We start from the raw sequence: 20348 nt of genomic DNA, 5'->3' as shown, positions 1-20348 counted from the left end.
AATTAAGATCCAACAAAGTTTTAATTTGTTCTCTATCCTTATTATAGAAATGAAATATTATATCATTGCCGGAGAAGCCTCAGGAGATTTACACGGGAGTAATTTAATGAAGTCTTTAAAAAAGAAAGATCCGGATGCTGAATTCAGATTCTGGGGAGGTGATCTGATGGCTAAGCAGGGAGGAACCCTTGTAAAACATTACCGTGATCTTGCTTTTATGGGATTTCTGGAAGTTGCTATGAATCTCAGGACGATATTAAATAATATTAAATTCTGTAAAGAGGACATTAAAAATAATCAACCTGATATTTTAATCTTAATTGATTATCCGGGATTTAATCTAAGAATAGCCAAATTTGCCAAAGAACTTGGAATAAAAGTAGTGTATTATATTTCACCACAGCTTTGGGCATGGAAAGAAGGCAGGGTAGAGATCATAAAAAAATATGTGGACGAAATGATGGTCATTCTTCCGTTCGAAGAAGACTTTTATAAAAAACATGGAGTTCATTCCCATTTTGTAGGGCATCCTCTGTTAGATGCCATATCCAGTTTACAGGAAATCGATATAGATATTTTTAAGAAGGAAAACGGCTTAAATGACAAAGAAATTATTGCCTTATTACCAGGTTCGCGAAAGCAGGAAGTTGAAAAAATGCTGGAAATGATGCTTTCTGTGAGATCATCTTTTAAAGAGTATCAGTTTGTGATTGCCGGAGCTCCAAGTCTGCCAAAAGATTTTTATGAATCTTATGTAGATGATAATGTGCATTTTGTTTCAAATAAAACCTATGATTTACTGAGATGTTCAAAAGCCGCTTTGGTAACGTCGGGTACAGCAACACTGGAAACTGCTTTACTGAATGTTCCTGAAGTAGTTTGTTACCGTGGAAGTAAGATTTCTTATGCTATTGCCAAAAGATTGGTTAAAAATATAAAATATATTTCTTTAGTAAACTTGATTATGGATCGGGAGGTTGTAAAGGAACTAATCCAAAATGATCTAAACACCGGAAATTTAATCGAGGAATTAAAGAAGATACTGGAGGGAAATAAAAGATCACAAGTATTGAATGATTATGTTCTTTTAAAAGAAAAGCTCGGTGGAAGCGGGGCAAGTGATCATGCTGCAGATGTGATTTTGAAAGTTTGAAATATTCAATAATAAATAACATAAATCGTAGAATTTTTTTCTGCGATTTTTATTTTTTAAAACGAATTTAGTAGTCTTTTAAAGATTCTGAAATTTTGGTGTGTTAATTTTTGTCTCAATAAATATTTTTGAGTAACACAAATTTTCGAATTGAATAAGCAGCCACTTTTTATTCTTGTTATATGTTTTATTCTTGGAATCTTTTTTCAGGACTATGTATCACTTGATAAAAGATTTATTGTCATTGTAATAATTCTATGTTCAGTTCTTTTGCTCGCTTTGTTTCTCCGGTCCTATCTTTCCCATAGGGTCAGACCAATTTTTTTAGCGTTGATGTTCTTTTTTCTTGGCATTATTTTACATTCATTGAATACGTTTCCTTTGAATTCTGATGTAATGAAATCCAGGGAACTTGTAACATTTAAAATAGTCAGAAAGCTAAACTCAACTGAAAAATATAAGAAATATGAGGTTATTGCTCAGGCAGAAGGAAAAAACATCAAGTCAATTTTATATATTCCTAAAAATGTTCATCAGCTTAACTTTAATTATTACTATAAAGGATGGGTTTTTATGCAGGAATTGAAACCTCCTGTATATGATTTTCAATTTAATTACTCCGGTTACCTTAAACGGAAAAATATAAGGTACCAGATGTACCTGTCGGGAGAACTGTTATCCGTTGCAAGAAACGATATGAGTTTAAAGGAATCTATTCGGCAGAGAAGGCTTGAAGTTTTGCAAAAAATTGACGGAATAAATATTTCTCCTAAAAACAGGGAGTTTTTAAAGGGAATTATCCTTGCAGATCGAACAGAAATGGATTCATCGGTAATACAGGATTTCAGCAAATCAGGATTGGTGCATTTTCTTGCCATTTCGGGAACGCATATAATGGTGGTTTTTGGTCTGTTCTATTTTATTTTCAGAATGATCCTTCCTTTGAAATTCAGGAAATATACAGTAATACTGAGTTTAATATTTATATGGATGTTTGCTTTGTTTATTGGATTTGGAAATTCTGTTCTGCGGGCATGTATTATGCTTACTGTTTATTTTATCTATGTTTTACTCCAGAGAAAACCAGATGTACTGCATTCTGTAGCTTTGTCCGCTTTTATCATTTTATTTATGGATTCCCAACAGTTATTTACCATTGGATTTCAATTAAGCTTTATAGCTGTCATAGGAATATTCTGGTTGAATCAGCCATTGTTAAAATGCTTTCCAAAGCAGGATAGCTATTTTAAAAAATTGCTTTTCAATACGATATCTGTTTCTGTTTCTGCTCAGCTTGCAACAATTCCTTTAGTTTTATACTACTTTCATCAGTTTTCATTTATTTCCATTGTTGCTAATTTCATCGTAATTCCCTTTTCAGAGCTTATTATTATATGCTCTTTTGTTATTGCAGCTTTAGCTGCATTTAATATAGATTTTAATTTGATCAACCAAGGATATGATATCATGATTAACGGATTGCTTACAAGTATCCGTTGGTTTGCTGATTTCGATACTCTTTTTTTTGAAAATATTCCGATGAATCTTGTTGAAGTCTTTATTTTATCTGTGTCTGTCTATTGGTTGAGGTTTGTTATACTGAAATTCAATTTTGAAAACAGGATGATACTGATTTGTTTTATTCTTTTGTTTTTTATTGCAAGAGCTATCTTTACGATTGTAGAAAATCAAAAGGATGAGGTTTTAATACACGATTCAGGAAAAAATAAAGTGCTTTCAATTAAATATGGCAATAAAGCCTTGTTTTGGATATCAGACTCCACTGACAGGGAGAAAATTATTAAATATATGGTTAATCCTTATTGTACTTCACGAAGAATAAAAAGTGCTGAATTAAAAAGTCTGGACGTAACCAGGAAAAAGATTATTTACAAGGGTAAGATTTATGAGATAAATTGATGCTTGTCATTCTCTGATTTTCGCTTATTTATTAAGCTTTTACAATCTTATTTAGAAAGATTACAAACTGGCTAATAGTGAGATTTCTCACTTTTCAGTATTGTTAACATTTCCTAATTTTGTAGAAATTCAAATTTAAACTTAATATGGCAGGTTTAACGAGTTCTACAATAGGTAGAAAATATGCTATGGCATTATCAGCTATGTTTTTGCTGATTTTTCTTATACTGCATTTAACAACAAATTTATTATCTGTTATAAATCGAGATGCATTCAATACAGCGTCCGATTTTATGGGGTATAATCCTTTTGTTCAATTCTTAATGCAACCTATTCTTGGTTTCGCAGTACTTTTCCATTTTATTATGGGATTTGTTTTGGAAGTTAAGAATAATAAAGCGCGTCCGATTAAATATGATTCCAACAATGCTTCTGCGAATTCTACATGGATGTCCAGAAACATGATCATCTCCGGAGCTGTTATATTAGCTTTTTTAGCGCTTCACTTTTATGATTTCTGGATTCACGAAATCAATTATAAGTACGTAGAAGTGCTTGCACCTGATGCAGAGCGTTTCTGGCCGGAATTGCATGAAAAGTTTGCAGATATCTGGAGAGTAGCTTTATATGTAATCTCATTTGTTTTATTGGGACTACACCTTGCTCACGGATTCCAATCTTCTTTTCAGTCAATTGGAGCAAGACATCCAAAATATACTCCGGTAATTAAAGCGATAGGAACATGGTATTCAATCCTTATTCCTTTTGGATTTATTTTCATCGCGATTTATCATTTTATAACTCAATAATATCACTATACTAGTATGAGTAAATTAGATTCAAAAATTCCAGCAGGTCCTCTTAAGGATAAATGGAAGCATCATAAAGACCATATGAACCTTGTTGCACCAAACAACAGAGATAAGATTGATATTATTGTTGTAGGTACTGGTTTGGCCGGAGGTTCTGCAGCTGCTACTTTAGCAGAGCAGGGATATAATGTAAAGGCATTCTGCTACCAGGATTCTCCAAGAAGAGCACACTCTATTGCAGCGCAGGGAGGTATTAACGCAGCTAAGAATTACCAGGGTGATGGTGACTCTACCTATAGATTATTCTATGACACTATTAAAGGGGGTGACTACAGAGCTAGAGAGGCTAATGTATACAGATTGGCTGAAGTATCTGCCAATATCATTGACCAGTGTGTTTCTCAAGGAGTACCTTTCGGGAGAGATTACGGTGGCCAGTTAGACAACCGTTCATTTGGTGGTGTTCAGGTAAAAAGAACATTTTATGCAAAAGGGCAAACAGGACAACAGTTATTGTTAGGTGCTTATTCTGCAATGAGCCGTCAGATCGGTAAAGGTAGAATCAAAATGTACAACCGTCATGAGATGCTGGACCTTGTTATTGTAGACGGAAAAGCCAGAGGTATTATTGCAAGAAATCTTGTAACCGGAGAAATTGAAAGACATTCTGCTCACGCAGTGGTTATTGCATCTGGAGGATACGGAAATGTTTATTTCCTTTCCACTAATGCAATGGGTTCAAACGTTTCCGCAGCATGGAAGATTCATAAGAAAGGAGCGTATTTCGCAAACCCTTGTTATGTACAGATCCACCCGACGTGTATTCCTGTTCATGGAACACAACAGTCTAAATTAACTTTGATGTCCGAATCCTTGAGAAACTCAGGAAGAATCTGGGTTCCTAAAAAGATAGAGGATTCTGTGGCAATCAGAGAAGGTAAATTAAGACCTGAAAATATAAAAGAAGAAGACAGAGATTATTATTTAGAAAGAAGATATCCTGCATTTGGTAACTTAGTACCTAGAGACGTTGCGTCTAGAGCTGCTAAAGAAAGATGTGATGCTGGTTATGGAATCGAAAATAATGATACCAAAGAAGGTGTTTATCTTGATTTCTCTACAGAGATCATGAAGAAAGGTAGAGAAGCAGCAATTGAAAAGCATATTCATAATCCTACAGATCAGCAGCTTTATGATTTAGGAAAAAAATGGGTGGAGGAAAAATATGGTAACCTATTCGTTATGTACGAAAAAATTACCGCAGATGATCCTTATAAGACACCGATGAAAATTTATCCTGCGGTACATTATACAATGGGGGGAATCTGGGTAGATTATAATCTTCAGTCAACAATTCCTGGATGTTTCGTAATTGGTGAGGCTAACTTCTCTGATCACGGAGCAAACAGACTTGGAGCATCAGCATTAATGCAAGGTCTTGCGGACGGATATTTCGTTCTTCCTTATACCATTGCAGATTATCTTTCTGCTGATATCAGAACAGGAGCTATTCCTACGAATACAGGAGCATTTGAAGAAGCTGAAAAAGGAATTAAAGAGAAAATAGATTTCTTCTTAAATAATAAAGGAACCCACTCTGTAGACCATTTCCACAAGCAACTAGGAAACATTATGTGGAACAAAGTAGGAATGGGAAGGACTCCTGAAGGTTTAAGAGAAGCGATAAAAGAAATTGAAGAAGTAAGAAACGATTTCTGGAAAAATGTAAAGGTTCCGGGAGAAGGAGAAGGAATGAATACTGAGCTTGAAAAAGCTTTCAGAGTAGCTGATTTCTTAGAGCTTGGACAGTTAATGGCTATCGATGCATTACATAGAAACGAATCTTGTGGAGGACATTTCCGTGAAGATCACTCAACTCCGGATGGAGAGGCTGAAAGAGATGACGTAAACTACAAATACGTTGGAGCCTGGGAATATCAGGGAGCAGATATCAATAATGAAATTCTGCATAAAGAAGACCTGATATATGAAAACATTGAGGTTAAAACTAGAAGCTACAAATAATCTCCAACCTATAAATATAAAATTATGAGTGCAAAAAAAGGCTTACATCTTACGCTGAAAATTTGGAGACAAAAAAATAATAAAACCAAAGGTCAGTTTGAGACCTATAAAATATCGGATGTATCAACAGATTCTTCATTCTTAGAAATGTTGGATATCCTTAATGAGAATTTAATTAACGAAGGAAAAGAACCGATCGCTTTCGATCACGATTGCCGTGAAGGAATCTGCGGAATGTGTTCTCTTTATATCAATGGTAGAGCGCATGGACCTGATACAGGTATCACAACTTGCCAGCTTCACATGAGAATGTTCAAAGACGGTGAAACAATCGTTATTGAGCCATGGAGAAGTGCCGCTTTCCCGGTAATTAAAGACTTAATGGTAGACAGAAGTGCATTTGACAGAGTAATGGCTGCAGGTGGATTCATTTCTGTGAATACTTCAGGAAACACATTGGATGCTAACGCAATCCTTGTTCCTAAGGATGATGCGGACAAAGCAATGGATGCTGCAGCATGTATTGGTTGCGGAGCTTGTGTTGCTACATGTAAAAATGGTTCTGCGATGTTATTTGTGGGAGCTAAAGTTTCTCAGTTTGCCTTACTTCCTCAGGGTAGAGTTGAGGCGAAAAGAAGAGTTCTTAACATGGTGCAGGCGATGGATGAAGAAGGATTTGGTAACTGTTCAAATACAGGTGCTTGTGAAGTAGAATGTCCTAAAGGAATTTCTCTGGAAAACATTGCAAGAATGAACAGAGAATATATGGCAGCACTGGTAGATAAAGGATAACACCAGCTAAAGTAAATAGAAAAATCGTCTCCTTATAGGATGGCGATTTTTTTAGTTAAATCTTTCATAAAAAGTACTATTAAATTGTATTTAGTAATACTGAAAAACCTATTTTTGTTTAATTATAAAAATCAAAATGAAAAAATATCTTTTATTGTTTATCATTGCAATATTTGTAATGTCTTGCTCTAAAAAAGTTGAAGTAAAAGGAAAAATCACAGGTGGATCTCCATTGGAAAGAATAGAGTTCATTGAAGCTTCAGGAGTTGCTACATTACCGTTGGCAAACATAGGAGTGAAAAATGACGGAACATTCTCAGGGAGTTTTGAGGCTCCAAAAAACGGGATGTATCTTATTTCCTACGCCGGAAAACAAAATCTGGTATATCTAAAAGGAGGGCAAACACTTAACATTTCAGGTAGCGGAATGAATTTTCCGAATGATTATGTAATTACAGGTGATGCAAAAAAGAATAATGATTTCTTCACGGCAACTCAAAAATATCTTACCAATTACGCTCAAACAGTTAATATGAATGAGCTGATGATGAAAGATGAAAAGGGATTTCTTCAGGGAATTCAGAAAGTTGAAAAGGATATCAATAATAATATTGAAGAAAACGTTAAAAAATTTAGTCCTGACAGCGAGGTAGTAAATTGGAAGAAGAATGATCTTTCCAGCACTTTGTTGTCCATCATCAACCAGTATGAAATGAGACAAGGTCAAACGCCTGGAAATCCATCTTTTAAAGCCAGTAAGACTTTCACTGATTATGAAAATAAACTTCAGGAAAATAAGGATGTTATGATAAAGGAGAATCCTTACTACAGACAATACTTATTGGCTAAAATGAGTCCTGATTTTCAAAAATATGCTGAAGCCAACAGCAAAAATAAAACAGACATAACTACTTCTGAATTATTTGCCCAGTATTTAAAAACAAAAAAGGATATTTCTCAAACCACGAAAGACTATCTATTAGCATTTGTTATGGCTCAGTCTGATATCCATCCTGGATCACCGGCAAAGGTGACGGATAAAATCAAGAAGATTATTGATGAGGATATCAAAGATGCAACCATTAAAAACGACCTTAATAAGATTCAGATAGCTGTAAATGGGGTTAAAATCGGAGAGGTAGCGCCAGATGCTACTTTAATAAAGCAAGATGGAAAATCCTATAAGCTTTCTGAAAATAAAGGAAAACCTTATATGCTGTTTTTCTATGCTTCATGGAATCCATACATCAGTGAGGCTGCTGTACCGGTACTAAAAGAAGTTGTTAATTTCTATAAATCAAAAATGAATTTTGTATTTGTAAATGTTGACGATACAAAAGATCAGTTTGTAAAAACAAGCAATTCTTTATTGAAAGGAATTCCGGGAACGAATGTTTATGGTGATGGGGGACTGAACTCTGATATTGCTAAAAAATACGGTGTTTATGGATTCAAGTTACCTTGTTTTGTAATTATTGATAAAGACGGTAAAATTGCCAGCAGATCTTTTGTAAATCTTGGAGAGCCTGAATTGGTAACGATACTGGATAAATTAACCGGACTTTCTGCGCCAAAAGTTAATCCGAATGTACAATTACAACCTGGTTTGGGAGCTGATCCTTCTGCTCAGCAAGTAAATCCGCAACCTGCGAATCCTCAACCAGCTCCAACAAAATAGTAAACTTTAACATACATGAAAAACCTTGTCCTAGGATAAGGTTTTTTTTATTGTATTTTTGCAAAATGAAACCGTAAGGTTACATTAAAACAGATAGAAAAAATAGAAATTACGGATGAAAAAGAAGAAGAATATTATTCTTGAAAATATAAGATTAATAGCAGCCGGAGCAAAAGGAGTTGCCATAGGTAGAACGGAGGAAGGCAAAACGGTATTGGTTTCAGGAGCTATTCCGGGAGATGTGGTAAATGCAAGGGTGAAGAAATCGAAGTCTAAGTATTACGAAGCAGAGGCTGTAGAAGTTGTGGAAAGTTCTCCGTACAGAGTAGATCCAAAGTGTATTCATTTTGGTACTTGTGGAGGATGCAAGTGGCAAAATATGAGCTATGAAAAACAACTGGATTTTAAACAGGAAGAGGTATATAATAATATTAAGAGAATAGGAGGAATAGAGAACTTTGAAACGTTGCCAATTCTGGGTGCTGAAGAGCAATATTATTATAGAAATAAAATGGAGTTTTCTTTTTCCAATGCAAGATGGCTTACTCAGTACGAAATCAGTTCCGAAGAAAATTTTGGAAATAAAGATGCTTTAGGATTTCATATTCCGGGAATGTGGAGCAAGATTTTAGACCTGAAAGAATGTTTTCTTCAAGAAGACCCGTCCAATGCAATTCGTTTAGCCGTAAAAAATTATGCTGTTGAAAATGGTTTGGACTTTTTTGATGTAAAAAATCAGGAAGGTTTTTTAAGAACTCTGATGATGAGGCAGAATTCCCAGGGAGAATGGATGGTCTTGTTTCAGTTATACAGGGAAGAAACTGAAAACAGAGAGAAGCTTTTTGAATTTTTATTGAGTCAGTTTCCACAGATCAAAACATTGGTGTATGCAATTAATCCAAAACAAAATGATTCGATTTACGATTTGGATATTAATGTTTACTCCGGGGAAGGATTTTTAATGGAAGAGATGGATGGACTGAAATTTAAAATCGGGCCTAAATCTTTTTTTCAAACCAACTATAAGCAGGCATTAGAGTTATATAGAAAGACATTGGAATTTGCAGATCTGAAAGGAAATGAAGTAGTTTATGATCTCTATACGGGAACAGGTACTATTGCACAGTATGTGGCCAGAAAGGCGAAGCAGGTGATAGGTATAGAATCTGTTCAGGAGGCTATTGATGCAGCTATTGAACATGCTGAACTCAATGGTCTTACGAATTGTACATTCTATTGTGGGGATATGAAGAATGTCTTTAATGATGAATTTCTCGAAAATCATCCAAAGGCGGATGTGTTGATTACTGATCCTCCGAGAGACGGAATGCATCAGAAAGTGGTAGAACAAATATTAAAGCTTTCCCCTGAAAAAGTGGTTTATGTAAGCTGTAATTCAGCTACCCAGGCAAGAGATCTTGCGTTGATGAAAGATCAATATAAGGTTGTTAAGATATTACCTGTGGATATGTTTCCGCAAACCCACCATGTGGAGAATATTGCATTGCTGATAAAGAAATAATTTACCTAAATTTGAGTTTAAATATTATTATGAAATATTTTAAATTTCTCTTATTAACCCTGATGTTGGGAATGCTTTGCTCCTGTGGCGGAGATGATGATATCTGTGAGAGTGGTGAAGGTACGCCACGAATTAAAATTGCTTTTAAAAATGCAGATAATGACAAAATCATAACATTAGACTCTCTTTACGTAGCCGTAGATTATGGAAACGGAAAAGTGCAGTTGGGAAAACAGCAAAAAATAAGTTCAAGACTCATTCCATTAAGGGTTGACGACTCCCCTTATACAGACGTATATTTCCGGTTAGCAGACAAAGGGACTGAGTCAAAGGTAAGGATAAGTTATACCACTAAATCTACATATGTATCTCCCGGATGTGGATTGAAAAAAACATATGAAAACCTGAACTCTGATTCACCAACACCGAGCAATCCGGTAAAGAAAGTTGAAATAGGACAAAATAATATAGAGAATGAAGACAAAACTAATCTTTACCTTCTTTTTTAGCATAAGCCTGCTTGGATTTGCTCAGCAGAAAAAGCCTGTGGAAAAAAAAGAAAAATGGAAATATGAACCAAATTTTATGGTTGGTTTGGATCTTCTCAATGCTGGGAGTGCCTTTTTTTCGGATAGAAAACTATACCAAGGTTTTATATCTTCCAAAATAAACGGAAATGTACATGCAATTGCAGAAGCTGGTTTTGAAAAAAATGTATACCAGAAAAACGGATATGACGCTAAAGTGAATGGGCCATTTGCTAAGCTGGGAGCTTTTTACATGTTAGCCCAGGATCCGGAGAATGAATTTAATGGTTTTTATGCCGGAGGAAAGGCAGCAGGATCATTTTATACTCAGGAGTATATGGCTGTGCCTGTCCGGGGGTTTGGAGGTAGTAATTCTTCTGTAGCTTTTCCGTCTTCTACCCAATCTTCTTATTGGCTTGAAGGAGTGATAGGAGGAAGAGTACAGTTATTTGAATCCAATTTTTATATTGATGTCAACCTTCAGCCTAAATATATGGTATTTACAACCAAACAGGACGATATACAGCCCATGATTGTCCCTGGATTTGGAAGAAGTTCGTCCAAATTCAATATGGGGTTCTCCTGGAATATAGCCTATAAATTTTAAAAATATCTGAACCTGAAGTTTTCTTCAGGTTTATTTTTTTAGCAGCAGATAAAGAGCTTCCAGTTCTTTTGGAGGTGCTCCGGCATCGAATCCGGAAGATTGATATATTTTCCCCTTATAGGTAACAATGATTACTGAAGATAAAGCACTATCCGAAAAGCGACCTGTTGTTGGAGCGGTATAGGAAGGTAGTTTATCCAGATTCAATGAACTGGTTTGTTTTACAATACTTGTCCATTGAGTATCATTTGATTTTGTGATCTTTGATTCTCCATTCAGATACGTTACTATAGAATCTGAGGTAAAAGTTATTTTTCTATCGGTACCTCGCGTTTGCTCTGTTAATTCAATTTTTTCCAGATCGTTTTTCTGATTATTCTTTATAACATGCTTGTTTTCTGTGCTTTTTTGAGAGTGACAACTTCCAATAATAGTTGTTGTTATTGAGAGTAATAATATGATAATGTTTTTCATTTTGTATTTTTTTATTTTATTTATTTAAATATAGTTAAATATATTAATCTAAACTGATATATTTGCGAATCTTATAGAAATTTATAGAATGAAAAAATCTACTACTTTGAAATTTCTTTTTTTATTACCTCTATTTGCTACGGTTGCTTTAAGTGCTCAGAGCAAAAATGGAGCTGTTAAAAAGAAAGCGGACTTTGTAAGCAAATCTTCTGAAGAACTTACACAATCGCATGGTTTTGAAAGATGCTCTACAGTAGAGTATGAGAACTATTTGCAGGCAAAATTCCCTGGCAGAATGAATGCTGACCAATTTGAAGCATGGTTGGCTCCATTGGTTCAAAATGCTAAAGCTAATAAATCCCAAAATGGTAATATCATTACAATTCCTGTTGTAGTACATGTTATCCATAATGGTCAGAATCTTGGAGTTGCTCCTAATATAGTTGATGAGCAAGTTATTTCTCAAATTACCGTAATGAATAACGATTACCGTAGACTTGCGGGAACTCCTGGTTTTAATAATAATGCAGTGGGGGCAGACGTGCAAATCCAGTTTGCTTTGGCTAAGGTAGATCCAAATGGAAATCCTACGAATGGTATTGATAGAATTAACTTATGTCAGGCTTCATGGGCAAGAGCTGATATCGAAACTTTTGTAAAGCCTGCAACTATTTGGGATCCTACCAAATACATGAATATGTGGAGTGTGAAATTTAGTGATAATACTTTGTTAGGATATGCGCAATTCCCTTCTTCGTCAGGACTACCTGGCTTGAATGTACAGGGAGGTGAAGCTTATTCAGATGGTGTTGTGGCTAATTATGCAACATTTGGAAGCAGTGATTATAATGTAAATAATACATTCCTTCTTGGAGCTCCTTATGATAAAGGAAGAACGATGACACACGAAGTAGGGCATTTCTTAGGCCTAAGACATATCTGGGGGGATGCAAATTGTGGTGATGATTTCTGTGCAGATACTCCTACAGCTCATACATCCAATTATACTTGTAATCCTGCAATTGCAAGTTGTACCAATCCTTCTGTATTCGAAATGGTTCAGAACTATATGGATTATACGAATGATACCTGTATGAATATCTTTACAATCAATCAAAAAGATAGAATTACTGCGGTAATGAATAATTCTCCAAGAAGAATGGAGCTGAAGACTTCAATTGCAGATCAGCCAATTCCTTTATTTCCAAATGATGCAGAAGTAAAGCTTGAAAGAGAATGTGCTACAGCAACCTGTGCTACTACAGCAGCTCAAAATCCAAAAATATCTTTATATAATAGAGGAACAAGCCCATTAACATCTGCGGTAATTACTTACTCTGTAAATGGTAATTCGAAAACATATAACTGGTCAGGAAATCTTGCTCAGGATAAATACCAGATAATTACATTACCAATGGATGCTAATGTATTAGGTGGTCAAATGAATATCAATGTAACATCAGTAAATGGTACTACGGATCAAAGAGCATCTAACAGTAATATCACAGTAAATTATCTGGGAGCTGTAGTGAGAGCTGACGCTAATGTTGTATTTAATCTTCAGTTGGATCAGTATGGTTCTGAAACAAGCTGGACTTTAAAGAATAGCTCAGGGGCTACTGTGGAGAGTGGAGGTCCTTATACTGATTCATCAACGGGAGCTCTTCCTGCCCTGAAGACATTTAACTGGACCTTAAGTCCTGATGAGTGTTATACATTAACAGTGAATGATGAATTTGGTGATGGATTCTATCCGTATGGAGGATATTACAATATTAAGTCTTTATCAGGAACAACCCTTCTTTCCGGATCTCATTTTGCTTCAACGCAAAGCAGATCTTTAAAAGTACAGGTACTGGGAACATCAGAATCTAACATTAAAAACAGTGGAATTCAAGTGTATCCTAATCCGGTAAATGATGTATTGAACATTACTAAAGTTTCCAATAAGGCCAATTTTGAAATTCATAATGCTGTTGGGCAACTTGTAAAGAGTGGCACTATAACCAACAATCAGATAAGAGTAGCTGAATTGGTGAAAGGGGCGTATGTCATTTCAATAAAAGATAATGCTGTTTCAGAAAGCATTAAGTTTATTAAAAAATAGATTCAATAGAACAATAGAAAATACCTCAGTTTACTGAGGTATTTTTTTTACTTATAATTTAACAATTGCTTTTGTGAATTATGATTTCCAATTGCTTTATAGGACTGATTTTATTGTGGATTGAATGGTTTATTAAAAATTCAATAATATCCTGATATTTTCATTTAATAGTTTATAGGTATAAATAATTTTTTGATTTTATTGCTGTTTTGTAGTATAAATATGTATTGGTTTCATATTTTTGTTTAACCAAATTTTTAAAAAGATATTAATTTATGAAAAAACTATTTTCTACTTTATTTTGTAGTTTAATTGGGGTTTCAGCTTTTGCGCAATGGACTCCAACTAAATTTGAAAGAAGTGACAAACTTGAATCCACTAATGTGAGAAATTACTATAAGCTGGATCTCGAGAAAATTAAAACACAACTTAGAGGTGCTCAGGAAATGGGTACTAATTCTAAACCTGTAGAGATTTTACTTCCTACTTTAAAAGGAAAGATCGAAAGATTTGCGGTGTATAGTTTCCCTGTAATGACAAAAGAATTTGCAGAGCAATACCAGCTGGGTTCTTATGTTGGAGTAAGTATGGATGATCCTGGTAAATATTTAAGATTTTCTGTGGCTCCTAATGATTTTCAGGCGATGATTATACAGGATGGGCAGTATGAATTCATTGATGCTGTAAATGCTGATAAAACAGTATATGGTGTACATCCGAAAACAAAAAAAGAGGGAGCTTTTGTTTGTTCAACAAAAGAAAGTGCTGTTTCTCAGCAACAGATTAAAGAATTGTTGAAGGAAGGGAAATCCTTTGCCCATCAGCCTACTTCATTCTCTAAATCTTCTGATAAGAAATACAGAACGATGAGATTGGCTATGTCTGTGACCGGAGAATATACTCAGTATTTCGGAGGGGTTCCTCAGGCGCTTGCCCAGATTAATGCAACAATGACAAGGGTAAATGGTGTTTTTGAAAAAGATTTTGCTTTGCATTTAAATGTATTAAGTTATCCTGCTCTTATCTATGCAGATCCTGCAACAGACCCATATTCTCCTGCAGCTCAGATGGGGAACTGGAATTTACAGCTTCAAAATACACTGACTTCGGTGGTAGGCAATGCTAATTATGATATCGGACACTTATTTGGTGCTTCCGGAGGAGGAGGAAATGCAGGATGTATAGGATGTGTTTGTATAGATCCTACAACGGCAGAACCGGAAGGTAAAGGTTCCGGAATTACTTCACCTGCTAATAATGTTCCGCAGGGAGATTCTTTTGATATTGATTATGTTGCTCATGAAATGGGGCATCAGTTAGGTGGAAATCATACATTCTCTCACGGTCTTGAAGGAACGGGTGTCAATGTAGAACCAGGTTCAGGGACCACTATTATGGGGTATGCGGGGATTACAGGTCCGAATACTGATGTTCAGCCTCATTCTGATGCATATTTTCATATTGCAACAATCAAACAGGTGCAGGCTAATTTAATAGCTAAAACCTGTGATGTGGAAACTACGGTTGCTAACAACCCTCCAGTAATTGCAGCTTTACCTACATATAATATTCCTAAAGGGACAGCATTTGTTTTAACAGCTTCTGCTACAGATGCTGAAAATGATCCTTTAACATATACCTGGGAAGAAATGGATAATGCAAGTGTTACCATTAATAAGAATAATCTGGGGACTACTACTACCGGAGCTTCATTCAGATCAGTAGTTCCTACAACAAGTCCTACAAGATATTTCCCTAAATTATCCTCGGTGTTATCAGGAGTTCTTAACAACTCAAATAACCAATGGGAATCTGTTTCCATGGTACCGAGAACAACGAAATTTACAGTAACGGTAAGAGATAATAACCCCGCGGCTAATCAGCAGCAGACGCAATACGCCGATCAAACGATTATCGTGGGTAATACCGGCCCGTTTAAGGTTAATACTTTGTATCTTAACGGTGGCGGAGCTTCATCTTTAGAATGGGATGCTGCCAATACGACTGCGGCTCCTTATAGTGTTGCCAATGTGAAGATCGATTATACAACTGATAACGGGGCTACATGGACAGTGCTTGCTGCCACTACACCAAATGACGGTTCAGAAAACGTTACCTTACCTTCTGCTCTGAACGGACAAACTATTAAATTAAGAATTTCAGCAATAGGAAACGTTTTTTATGCCGTTAAATCAATCATGGTTACTACTCTTGCTCCTTGTACGAGTGCGGCACCAATTAATATTGTTGTTTCTAATATTACAGCAAATTCTGCGGATGTTGCGTGGCAGCCAGTTGTTGGAGCTACATATAAGCTTCGTTACAAGAAGGTGTCTGAAACAGTATGGACATCGGTGGATGTAACTACTCCTTATACTACATTGAATGGTTTGATAGATGGTACAGCTTATGAAGTACAGGTGGCTACTGTTTGTAGTGGTACAACAGGAACTTATTCAGCATCCATAAACTTCACAACACAAAATTTAGCATATTGTACTTCTTCTGCAAATGATTCTACATATGAGTATATTTCTAATGTAACGGTTGCTAATATAAACAATTCGTCTCTGGCAAGTTCTTATACCAACTATACAACTAACCCTGTTTTACAGATCAATTTGGTTAAAGGCAGTACTTATCCGATTTCTGTAACTATAGGTGATCCTGATACTGATGCAGTTGCAGCATGGATAGATTATAACAGAAATGGAGCGTTTGAAGACTCTGAAAAGGTTCTTAATTTCCCAGTAGCTGCTATATCTGCTCCTGTTACCGGGTCATTTACAGTTCCACAGTCTGCGGTAACAGGCCAGGCTTTAAGAATGAGGGTTATCCTTCGTTATTCAACAAGTGCCGGGGCTTCATTGGGGGCGGCTAATACCTGCGGGACGTTTTCTTATGGAGAAGTTGAAGATTACAATGTGATGGTAACATCTAATCTCGGAACTTCAGAATCTTACGTCAAAAATGAAGGGATCCAGATCTATCCTAATCCGGCGAATGATGTGTTGAATATTACTAAGGTTTCCAACAAGGCAAATTTTGAGATTCATAATGCGGTTGGACAGCTTGTGAAAAGCGGTGTAATTACCAATAACCAGGTAAGGGTAGCTGAATTGTTGAAAGGAGCTTATATCATTTCAATAAAAGATAATACTATTTCAGAAAGTCTCAAGTTTATAAAAAAATAAATAATGAAAGGTGATTTTTATTTTTGAATATTATTAATAATAATCACTGAATTTGTTTAATTAATTTTATATTAAAATATTTAACCCCTATATTTTACAGTATAGGGGTTTTTGTATGGATGTTGGTTTTTTATGATTACCTGGTGATATAAAAGTCTTTTGTGTTAATTGTTGTTAAAGTGATGTGTTTTGTATTTTTTTTAATATGATTTTTTATCTTTAAAAAATGTGTTATTTTTTAACTAATTAGTTAGTCTTTTAGTTGTATTGAGTTTATCTGTATATTTATTGTGTTTTATGTAAAATATCTCTTCTATATTTTATATTTTTGTTAAATGTGAATTTAAAAATATATTAATTTATGAAGAAATTACTTACTATTTTGTTTTGTAGTTTAGTCGGTGGTTCTGCCGTTGCACAATGGACGCCAGCTGCTGCTAAACTAGATAACAAAAAAAGAGGTGGTGATGTAAAGGCTGTGGCTGTTGCATCTTATTTCAAATTGGATTTGAACCAATTAAGATCTCAATTGAAAAACGCGCAGGAAGCTGGGCGTAATGCTAAACCGGTTGTTGTTTCTATTCCGACACTGGATGGTAAGATTAAAAACTTTAATGTTTATAGTTTTCCTGTTGTGGTGAAAGAGCTTGCTGATCAATATGAATTAGGCTCATATGTAGGAACAGCAGTTGATGATCCTTCACAAAGTATCCGATTTTCTGTTGCTCCAAATGATTTCCAATCGATGTTATTCAATAATGGGAGTTATGAATTTGTAGAACCTGTAGACAAATCAACAGGATTATACTATGTGCATCCTAAAACAGCAAAAACAGGAGATAAAGCATTTGTATGTAGTACAGCAGAAGCTCCATCTTCCGTAAAGCAAATCGATGAATTGCTTAAAAAAGGCAAATCTGCATCAAGTCAGTTAGGCTTTACTAATAAAAGTTATGATAAGAAGTATAGAACACTAAGATTAGCAATGTCTGTTACAGGAGAGTATACCCAGTATTTTGGAGGAGTACCTCAGGCTCTTGCGCAAATTAATGCTACGATAACAAGAGTAAACTTTGTTTTTGAAAAAGATTTTGCTTTGCATTTAAATGTATTAAATTATCCGGCGCTTATTTATGCCGATCCTACGTCGGATCCATATGCTACAGTAACAAATGCCAATCAACCTCCATCTTCATGGAATACGTCTCTTAGAGATATACTGGCAACTAATGTTGGACAGGCTAATTATGATATAGGACATTTATTTGGTGCTTCCGGAGGAGGAGGAAATGCTGGTTGTATTGGTTGCGTTTGCCTTAACCCTGTAGGGACTACTTATGATCCTGTAGCGGGTTATGGGAAGGGGTCTGGTATTACTTCTCCTTTAACAGGGAGTGTAAATCCTAGTGCAGCAGCTCCGCCATCAGGGGATACATTTGATATAGATTTTGTTGCTCACGAAATGGGACATCAATTAGGGGCAACTCATACCTTTGCTCATTCTTTAGAGAGTGCAGGAACTAATATGGAGCCAGGGTCAGGATCTACCATTATGGGATATGCTGGTATCACCGGAGCTACTACTGATGTTCAGCCGCATTCTGATCCATATTTCCATATTGTAAGTATTGACCAGATTAATGAAAACCTGATTGATAAAACTTGTGATGTAGAAACTACAATTACCAATAATCCTCCTGTAATTGCAGATATGCCGGATTATAACATCCCTAAAGGAACTGCATTTGTATTAACGGCTTCTGCTACGGATGCAGAAAACGATCCTATGACGTATGCATGGGAAGAAATTGATAATGCCTCCGTTGAAATAGATAAAGATAACCTTGGGACAACAACTAGTGGTGCTACTTTCAGATCTGTGAATCCAACGACAAGCCCAACCCGTTATTTTCCTAAATTAGAATCTGTATTAAATGGATATTTAGATAATAGCAATAATACATGGGAATCAGTTTCACAAGTTGCAAGAACTACTAATTTTGCCGTAACCGTAAGAGATAATAATACTAATCCTGCTCAACAACAATCAGATTATAATATTCAAACAGTTGTTGTTGGGAACAATGGTCCATTTAAGGTTAATACACAATATGCCAACGTTAATACTCCTACACCAATAGAGTGGGATGTTGCAGGTACTACAGCAGCTCCTTACAGTGTAGCAAACGTTAAAATTGATTATACAACAAATAACGGAACAACATGGACTGTGCTTTCTGCCTCAACACCTAATGACGGATCAGAATCTTATACGTTCCCGACTTCATTGAACGGCCAGGTGATTAAATTGAGAATTTCTGCTATCGGAAATATTTTCTATGCTGTGAAGCCTATTACTGTTGAAGCTTTTGCTCCTTGTGATGGTACGGCTCCTACTGGAATTACTACAAGTAATATTACAATTAACGGAGCAACGATCAGCTGGACTCCGGTAGCTAATGCAACATATAATATCCGTTATAGAAAAGTAGGGCAGGCTGTTTGGCAACAAACAACTTCTACTTCTCCAATAGTAACATTAACAGGATTAACAGATGGAACAGCTTACGAAGTGCAGATATCTGCAGTTTGTTCTGGAACTCCAGGTGCATATTCAGCTTCGACAAACTTTACCACTTCAGCTGTAACTTACTGTACTTCATCAAGTACAAGTGGACAAGTTAATTATATTTCCAATGTAACGTTGGGAACAGTAAATAATACTACTGTAGGAAGTTCATACTCAAACTTTACCACTAATGCTGCATTACAACCTACTTTGTTGCCTAATAGTACGAATTCAATAAGTGTTTCCGTTACTACAACAATTAGTGGTGCTTCAGTTAATGGTATGGCTGCATGGATCGATTATAATAAAAATGGGGTTTTTGAAGCTAATGAAAGAGTTTTAAATATGCCTGTGGTAGCATTACCTGTTGGAGCTACAGTTAAGACTGGAAACTTTACGGTGCCTGCAGGTGCTATGACTAATACTCCTTTAAGAATGAGAGTTGTTACTGTTCTGATAAATCCTGCAGGTATAGGCGCTACTATTCCAGATTCTTTTGCATGTGGAGGTTTCCCGAACGGAGAAGTTGAGGATTATAATGTGATCATTGCTTCTAATTTAGGAACTTCTGATACTGCTATTAAAAACGATGGTATCCAGATATATCCTAATCCGGCAAGTGATGTGTTAAACATTACTAAAGTTTCTGATAAAGCTGCATATAAAATTTATAGTGCTGCGGGTCAGTTGGTAGACAGCGGGAATATCAATGGTGGAAAAATTAATGTTTCTGCTTTGATCAAAGGTGGCTATGTAATTACAATTGATGACAAAGGAAAAGATGTATTTACTTCCAAATTCATTAAAAAGTAAGATATTATTTTTATCAATAAAAAATCCTCAGGTAATCCTGGGGATTTTTTTATTTTGAACTTATAAAATATATTATTGTGAAATTTGTATAAAAAAAATGATTGTAGCCACAAATTAATAATGAAAAATGATTAGATTTGTGTAATTAATATAAT

At 35.5% G+C, this 20348-nt stretch carries 13 protein-coding genes; 12 read left to right on the top strand and 1 reads right to left on the bottom strand.

What is annotated here, in order from left to right:
* Positions 1-49 precede the first annotated feature (49 nt).
* The 9 genes from lpxB (at position 50) to G9C87_RS10355 (ending at position 11036) form a co-directional block, all read left to right on the top strand.
* Positions 50-1153 carry a lipid-A-disaccharide synthase gene (lpxB, locus tag G9C87_RS10395; protein WP_172280755.1) on the top strand — a complete coding sequence of 368 codons (1104 nt, stop codon included), beginning with the start codon at positions 50-52 and terminating at the stop codon, positions 1151-1153.
* A 150-nt stretch (positions 1154-1303) separates the two neighbouring features.
* The gene (locus G9C87_RS10390; protein WP_172280753.1) at positions 1304-3073 is read left to right on the top strand and encodes a ComEC/Rec2 family competence protein; all 1770 of its coding nucleotides are present in this window, start codon (positions 1304-1306) and stop codon (positions 3071-3073) included.
* Positions 3074-3219: 146 nt separating this feature from the next.
* Complete coding sequence (locus G9C87_RS10385) at positions 3220-3882, top strand: succinate dehydrogenase cytochrome b subunit (RefSeq protein WP_172280751.1); 663 nt, start codon at positions 3220-3222, stop codon at positions 3880-3882.
* A gap of 15 nt (positions 3883-3897) precedes the next feature.
* The gene (locus G9C87_RS10380) at positions 3898-5910 is read left to right on the top strand and encodes a fumarate reductase/succinate dehydrogenase flavoprotein subunit (RefSeq protein ID WP_172280749.1); all 2013 of its coding nucleotides are present in this window, start codon (positions 3898-3900) and stop codon (positions 5908-5910) included.
* Between the two features lie 24 nt (positions 5911-5934).
* Positions 5935-6702, top strand: coding sequence for a succinate dehydrogenase/fumarate reductase iron-sulfur subunit (locus G9C87_RS10375; RefSeq protein ID WP_172280747.1), 768 nt, complete (start codon positions 5935-5937; stop codon positions 6700-6702).
* 136 nt (positions 6703-6838) lie between these two features.
* Positions 6839-8380 (top strand): TlpA family protein disulfide reductase, encoded by a 1542-nt coding sequence (locus G9C87_RS10370; RefSeq protein WP_172280745.1) that lies wholly within the window; start codon positions 6839-6841, stop codon positions 8378-8380.
* Between the two features lie 115 nt (positions 8381-8495).
* Positions 8496-9902, top strand: coding sequence for a 23S rRNA (uracil(1939)-C(5))-methyltransferase RlmD (rlmD, locus tag G9C87_RS10365; protein WP_172280744.1), 1407 nt, complete (start codon positions 8496-8498; stop codon positions 9900-9902).
* Between the two features lie 29 nt (positions 9903-9931).
* Entirely contained in the window at positions 9932-10411 is a 480-nt protein-coding gene (locus G9C87_RS10360) for a DUF6452 family protein (protein WP_172280742.1), read from the top strand.
* Positions 10377-11036 carry a DUF6048 family protein gene (locus G9C87_RS10355; RefSeq protein ID WP_172280740.1) on the top strand — a complete coding sequence of 220 codons (660 nt, stop codon included), beginning with the start codon at positions 10377-10379 and terminating at the stop codon, positions 11034-11036. Before G9C87_RS10360 ends, G9C87_RS10355 begins: the two co-directional genes overlap by 35 nt.
* A 30-nt stretch (positions 11037-11066) precedes the next feature.
* Here G9C87_RS10355 and G9C87_RS10350 read toward each other — a convergent pair whose 3' ends face one another.
* Positions 11067-11510 (bottom strand): hypothetical protein, encoded by a 444-nt coding sequence (locus tag G9C87_RS10350; protein ID WP_172280738.1) that lies wholly within the window; start codon positions 11508-11510, stop codon positions 11067-11069.
* An 88-nt stretch (positions 11511-11598) separates the two neighbouring features.
* Here G9C87_RS10350 and G9C87_RS10345 point away from each other — a divergent pair, with 88 nt between their 5' ends.
* The 3 genes from G9C87_RS10345 to G9C87_RS10335 all read left to right on the top strand — a co-directional run bounded on the left by G9C87_RS10345 (position 11599) and on the right by G9C87_RS10335 (position 20193).
* A complete protein-coding gene (locus G9C87_RS10345; RefSeq protein WP_172280736.1) occupies positions 11599-13617 on the top strand; it encodes a M43 family zinc metalloprotease in 2019 nt (672 codons plus the stop codon).
* 275 nt (positions 13618-13892) lie between these two features.
* Positions 13893-16811: a reprolysin-like metallopeptidase gene (locus G9C87_RS10340; protein ID WP_172280735.1), complete on the top strand. Its 2919-nt coding sequence runs from the start codon at positions 13893-13895 to the stop codon at positions 16809-16811.
* 361 nt (positions 16812-17172) lie between these two features.
* A complete protein-coding gene (locus tag G9C87_RS10335; RefSeq protein ID WP_172280733.1) occupies positions 17173-20193 on the top strand; it encodes a reprolysin-like metallopeptidase in 3021 nt (1006 codons plus the stop codon).
* The last annotated feature ends 155 nt before the right edge of the window (positions 20194-20348 follow it).

The organism is Chryseobacterium sp. LAM-KRS1, from assembly GCF_013184525.1.
Taxonomy (GTDB): Bacteria; Bacteroidota; Bacteroidia; order Flavobacteriales; family Weeksellaceae; genus Chryseobacterium; species Chryseobacterium proteolyticum.
The sequence above is the reverse complement of the archived record's forward strand: the minus strand, read 5'-3'. Positions and strand labels throughout refer to the sequence as shown.

What these genes read in the sequence shown, in the direction of transcription:
- lpxB (WP_172280755.1), top strand. Translation starts at nt 50, where the DNA reads ATGAAATATTATATCATTGCCGGAGAAGCCTCAGGAGATTTACACGGG.
- G9C87_RS10385 (WP_172280751.1), top strand. Translation starts at nt 3,220, where the DNA reads ATGGCAGGTTTAACGAGTTCTACAATAGGTAGAAAATATGCTATGGCA.
- G9C87_RS10380 (WP_172280749.1), top strand. Translation starts at nt 3,898, where the DNA reads ATGAGTAAATTAGATTCAAAAATTCCAGCAGGTCCTCTTAAGGATAAA.
- G9C87_RS10375 (WP_172280747.1), top strand. Translation starts at nt 5,935, where the DNA reads ATGAGTGCAAAAAAAGGCTTACATCTTACGCTGAAAATTTGGAGACAA.
- G9C87_RS10370 (WP_172280745.1), top strand. Translation starts at nt 6,839, where the DNA reads ATGAAAAAATATCTTTTATTGTTTATCATTGCAATATTTGTAATGTCT.
- rlmD (WP_172280744.1), top strand. Translation starts at nt 8,496, where the DNA reads ATGAAAAAGAAGAAGAATATTATTCTTGAAAATATAAGATTAATAGCA.
- G9C87_RS10360 (WP_172280742.1), top strand. Translation starts at nt 9,932, where the DNA reads ATGAAATATTTTAAATTTCTCTTATTAACCCTGATGTTGGGAATGCTT.
- G9C87_RS10355 (WP_172280740.1), top strand. Translation starts at nt 10,377, where the DNA reads ATGAAGACAAAACTAATCTTTACCTTCTTTTTTAGCATAAGCCTGCTT.
- G9C87_RS10350 (WP_172280738.1), bottom strand. Translation starts at nt 11,510, where the DNA reads ATGAAAAACATTATCATATTATTACTCTCAATAACAACAACTATTATT.
- G9C87_RS10345 (WP_172280736.1), top strand. Translation starts at nt 11,599, where the DNA reads ATGAAAAAATCTACTACTTTGAAATTTCTTTTTTTATTACCTCTATTT.
- G9C87_RS10340 (WP_172280735.1), top strand. Translation starts at nt 13,893, where the DNA reads ATGAAAAAACTATTTTCTACTTTATTTTGTAGTTTAATTGGGGTTTCA.
- G9C87_RS10335 (WP_172280733.1), top strand. Translation starts at nt 17,173, where the DNA reads ATGAAGAAATTACTTACTATTTTGTTTTGTAGTTTAGTCGGTGGTTCT.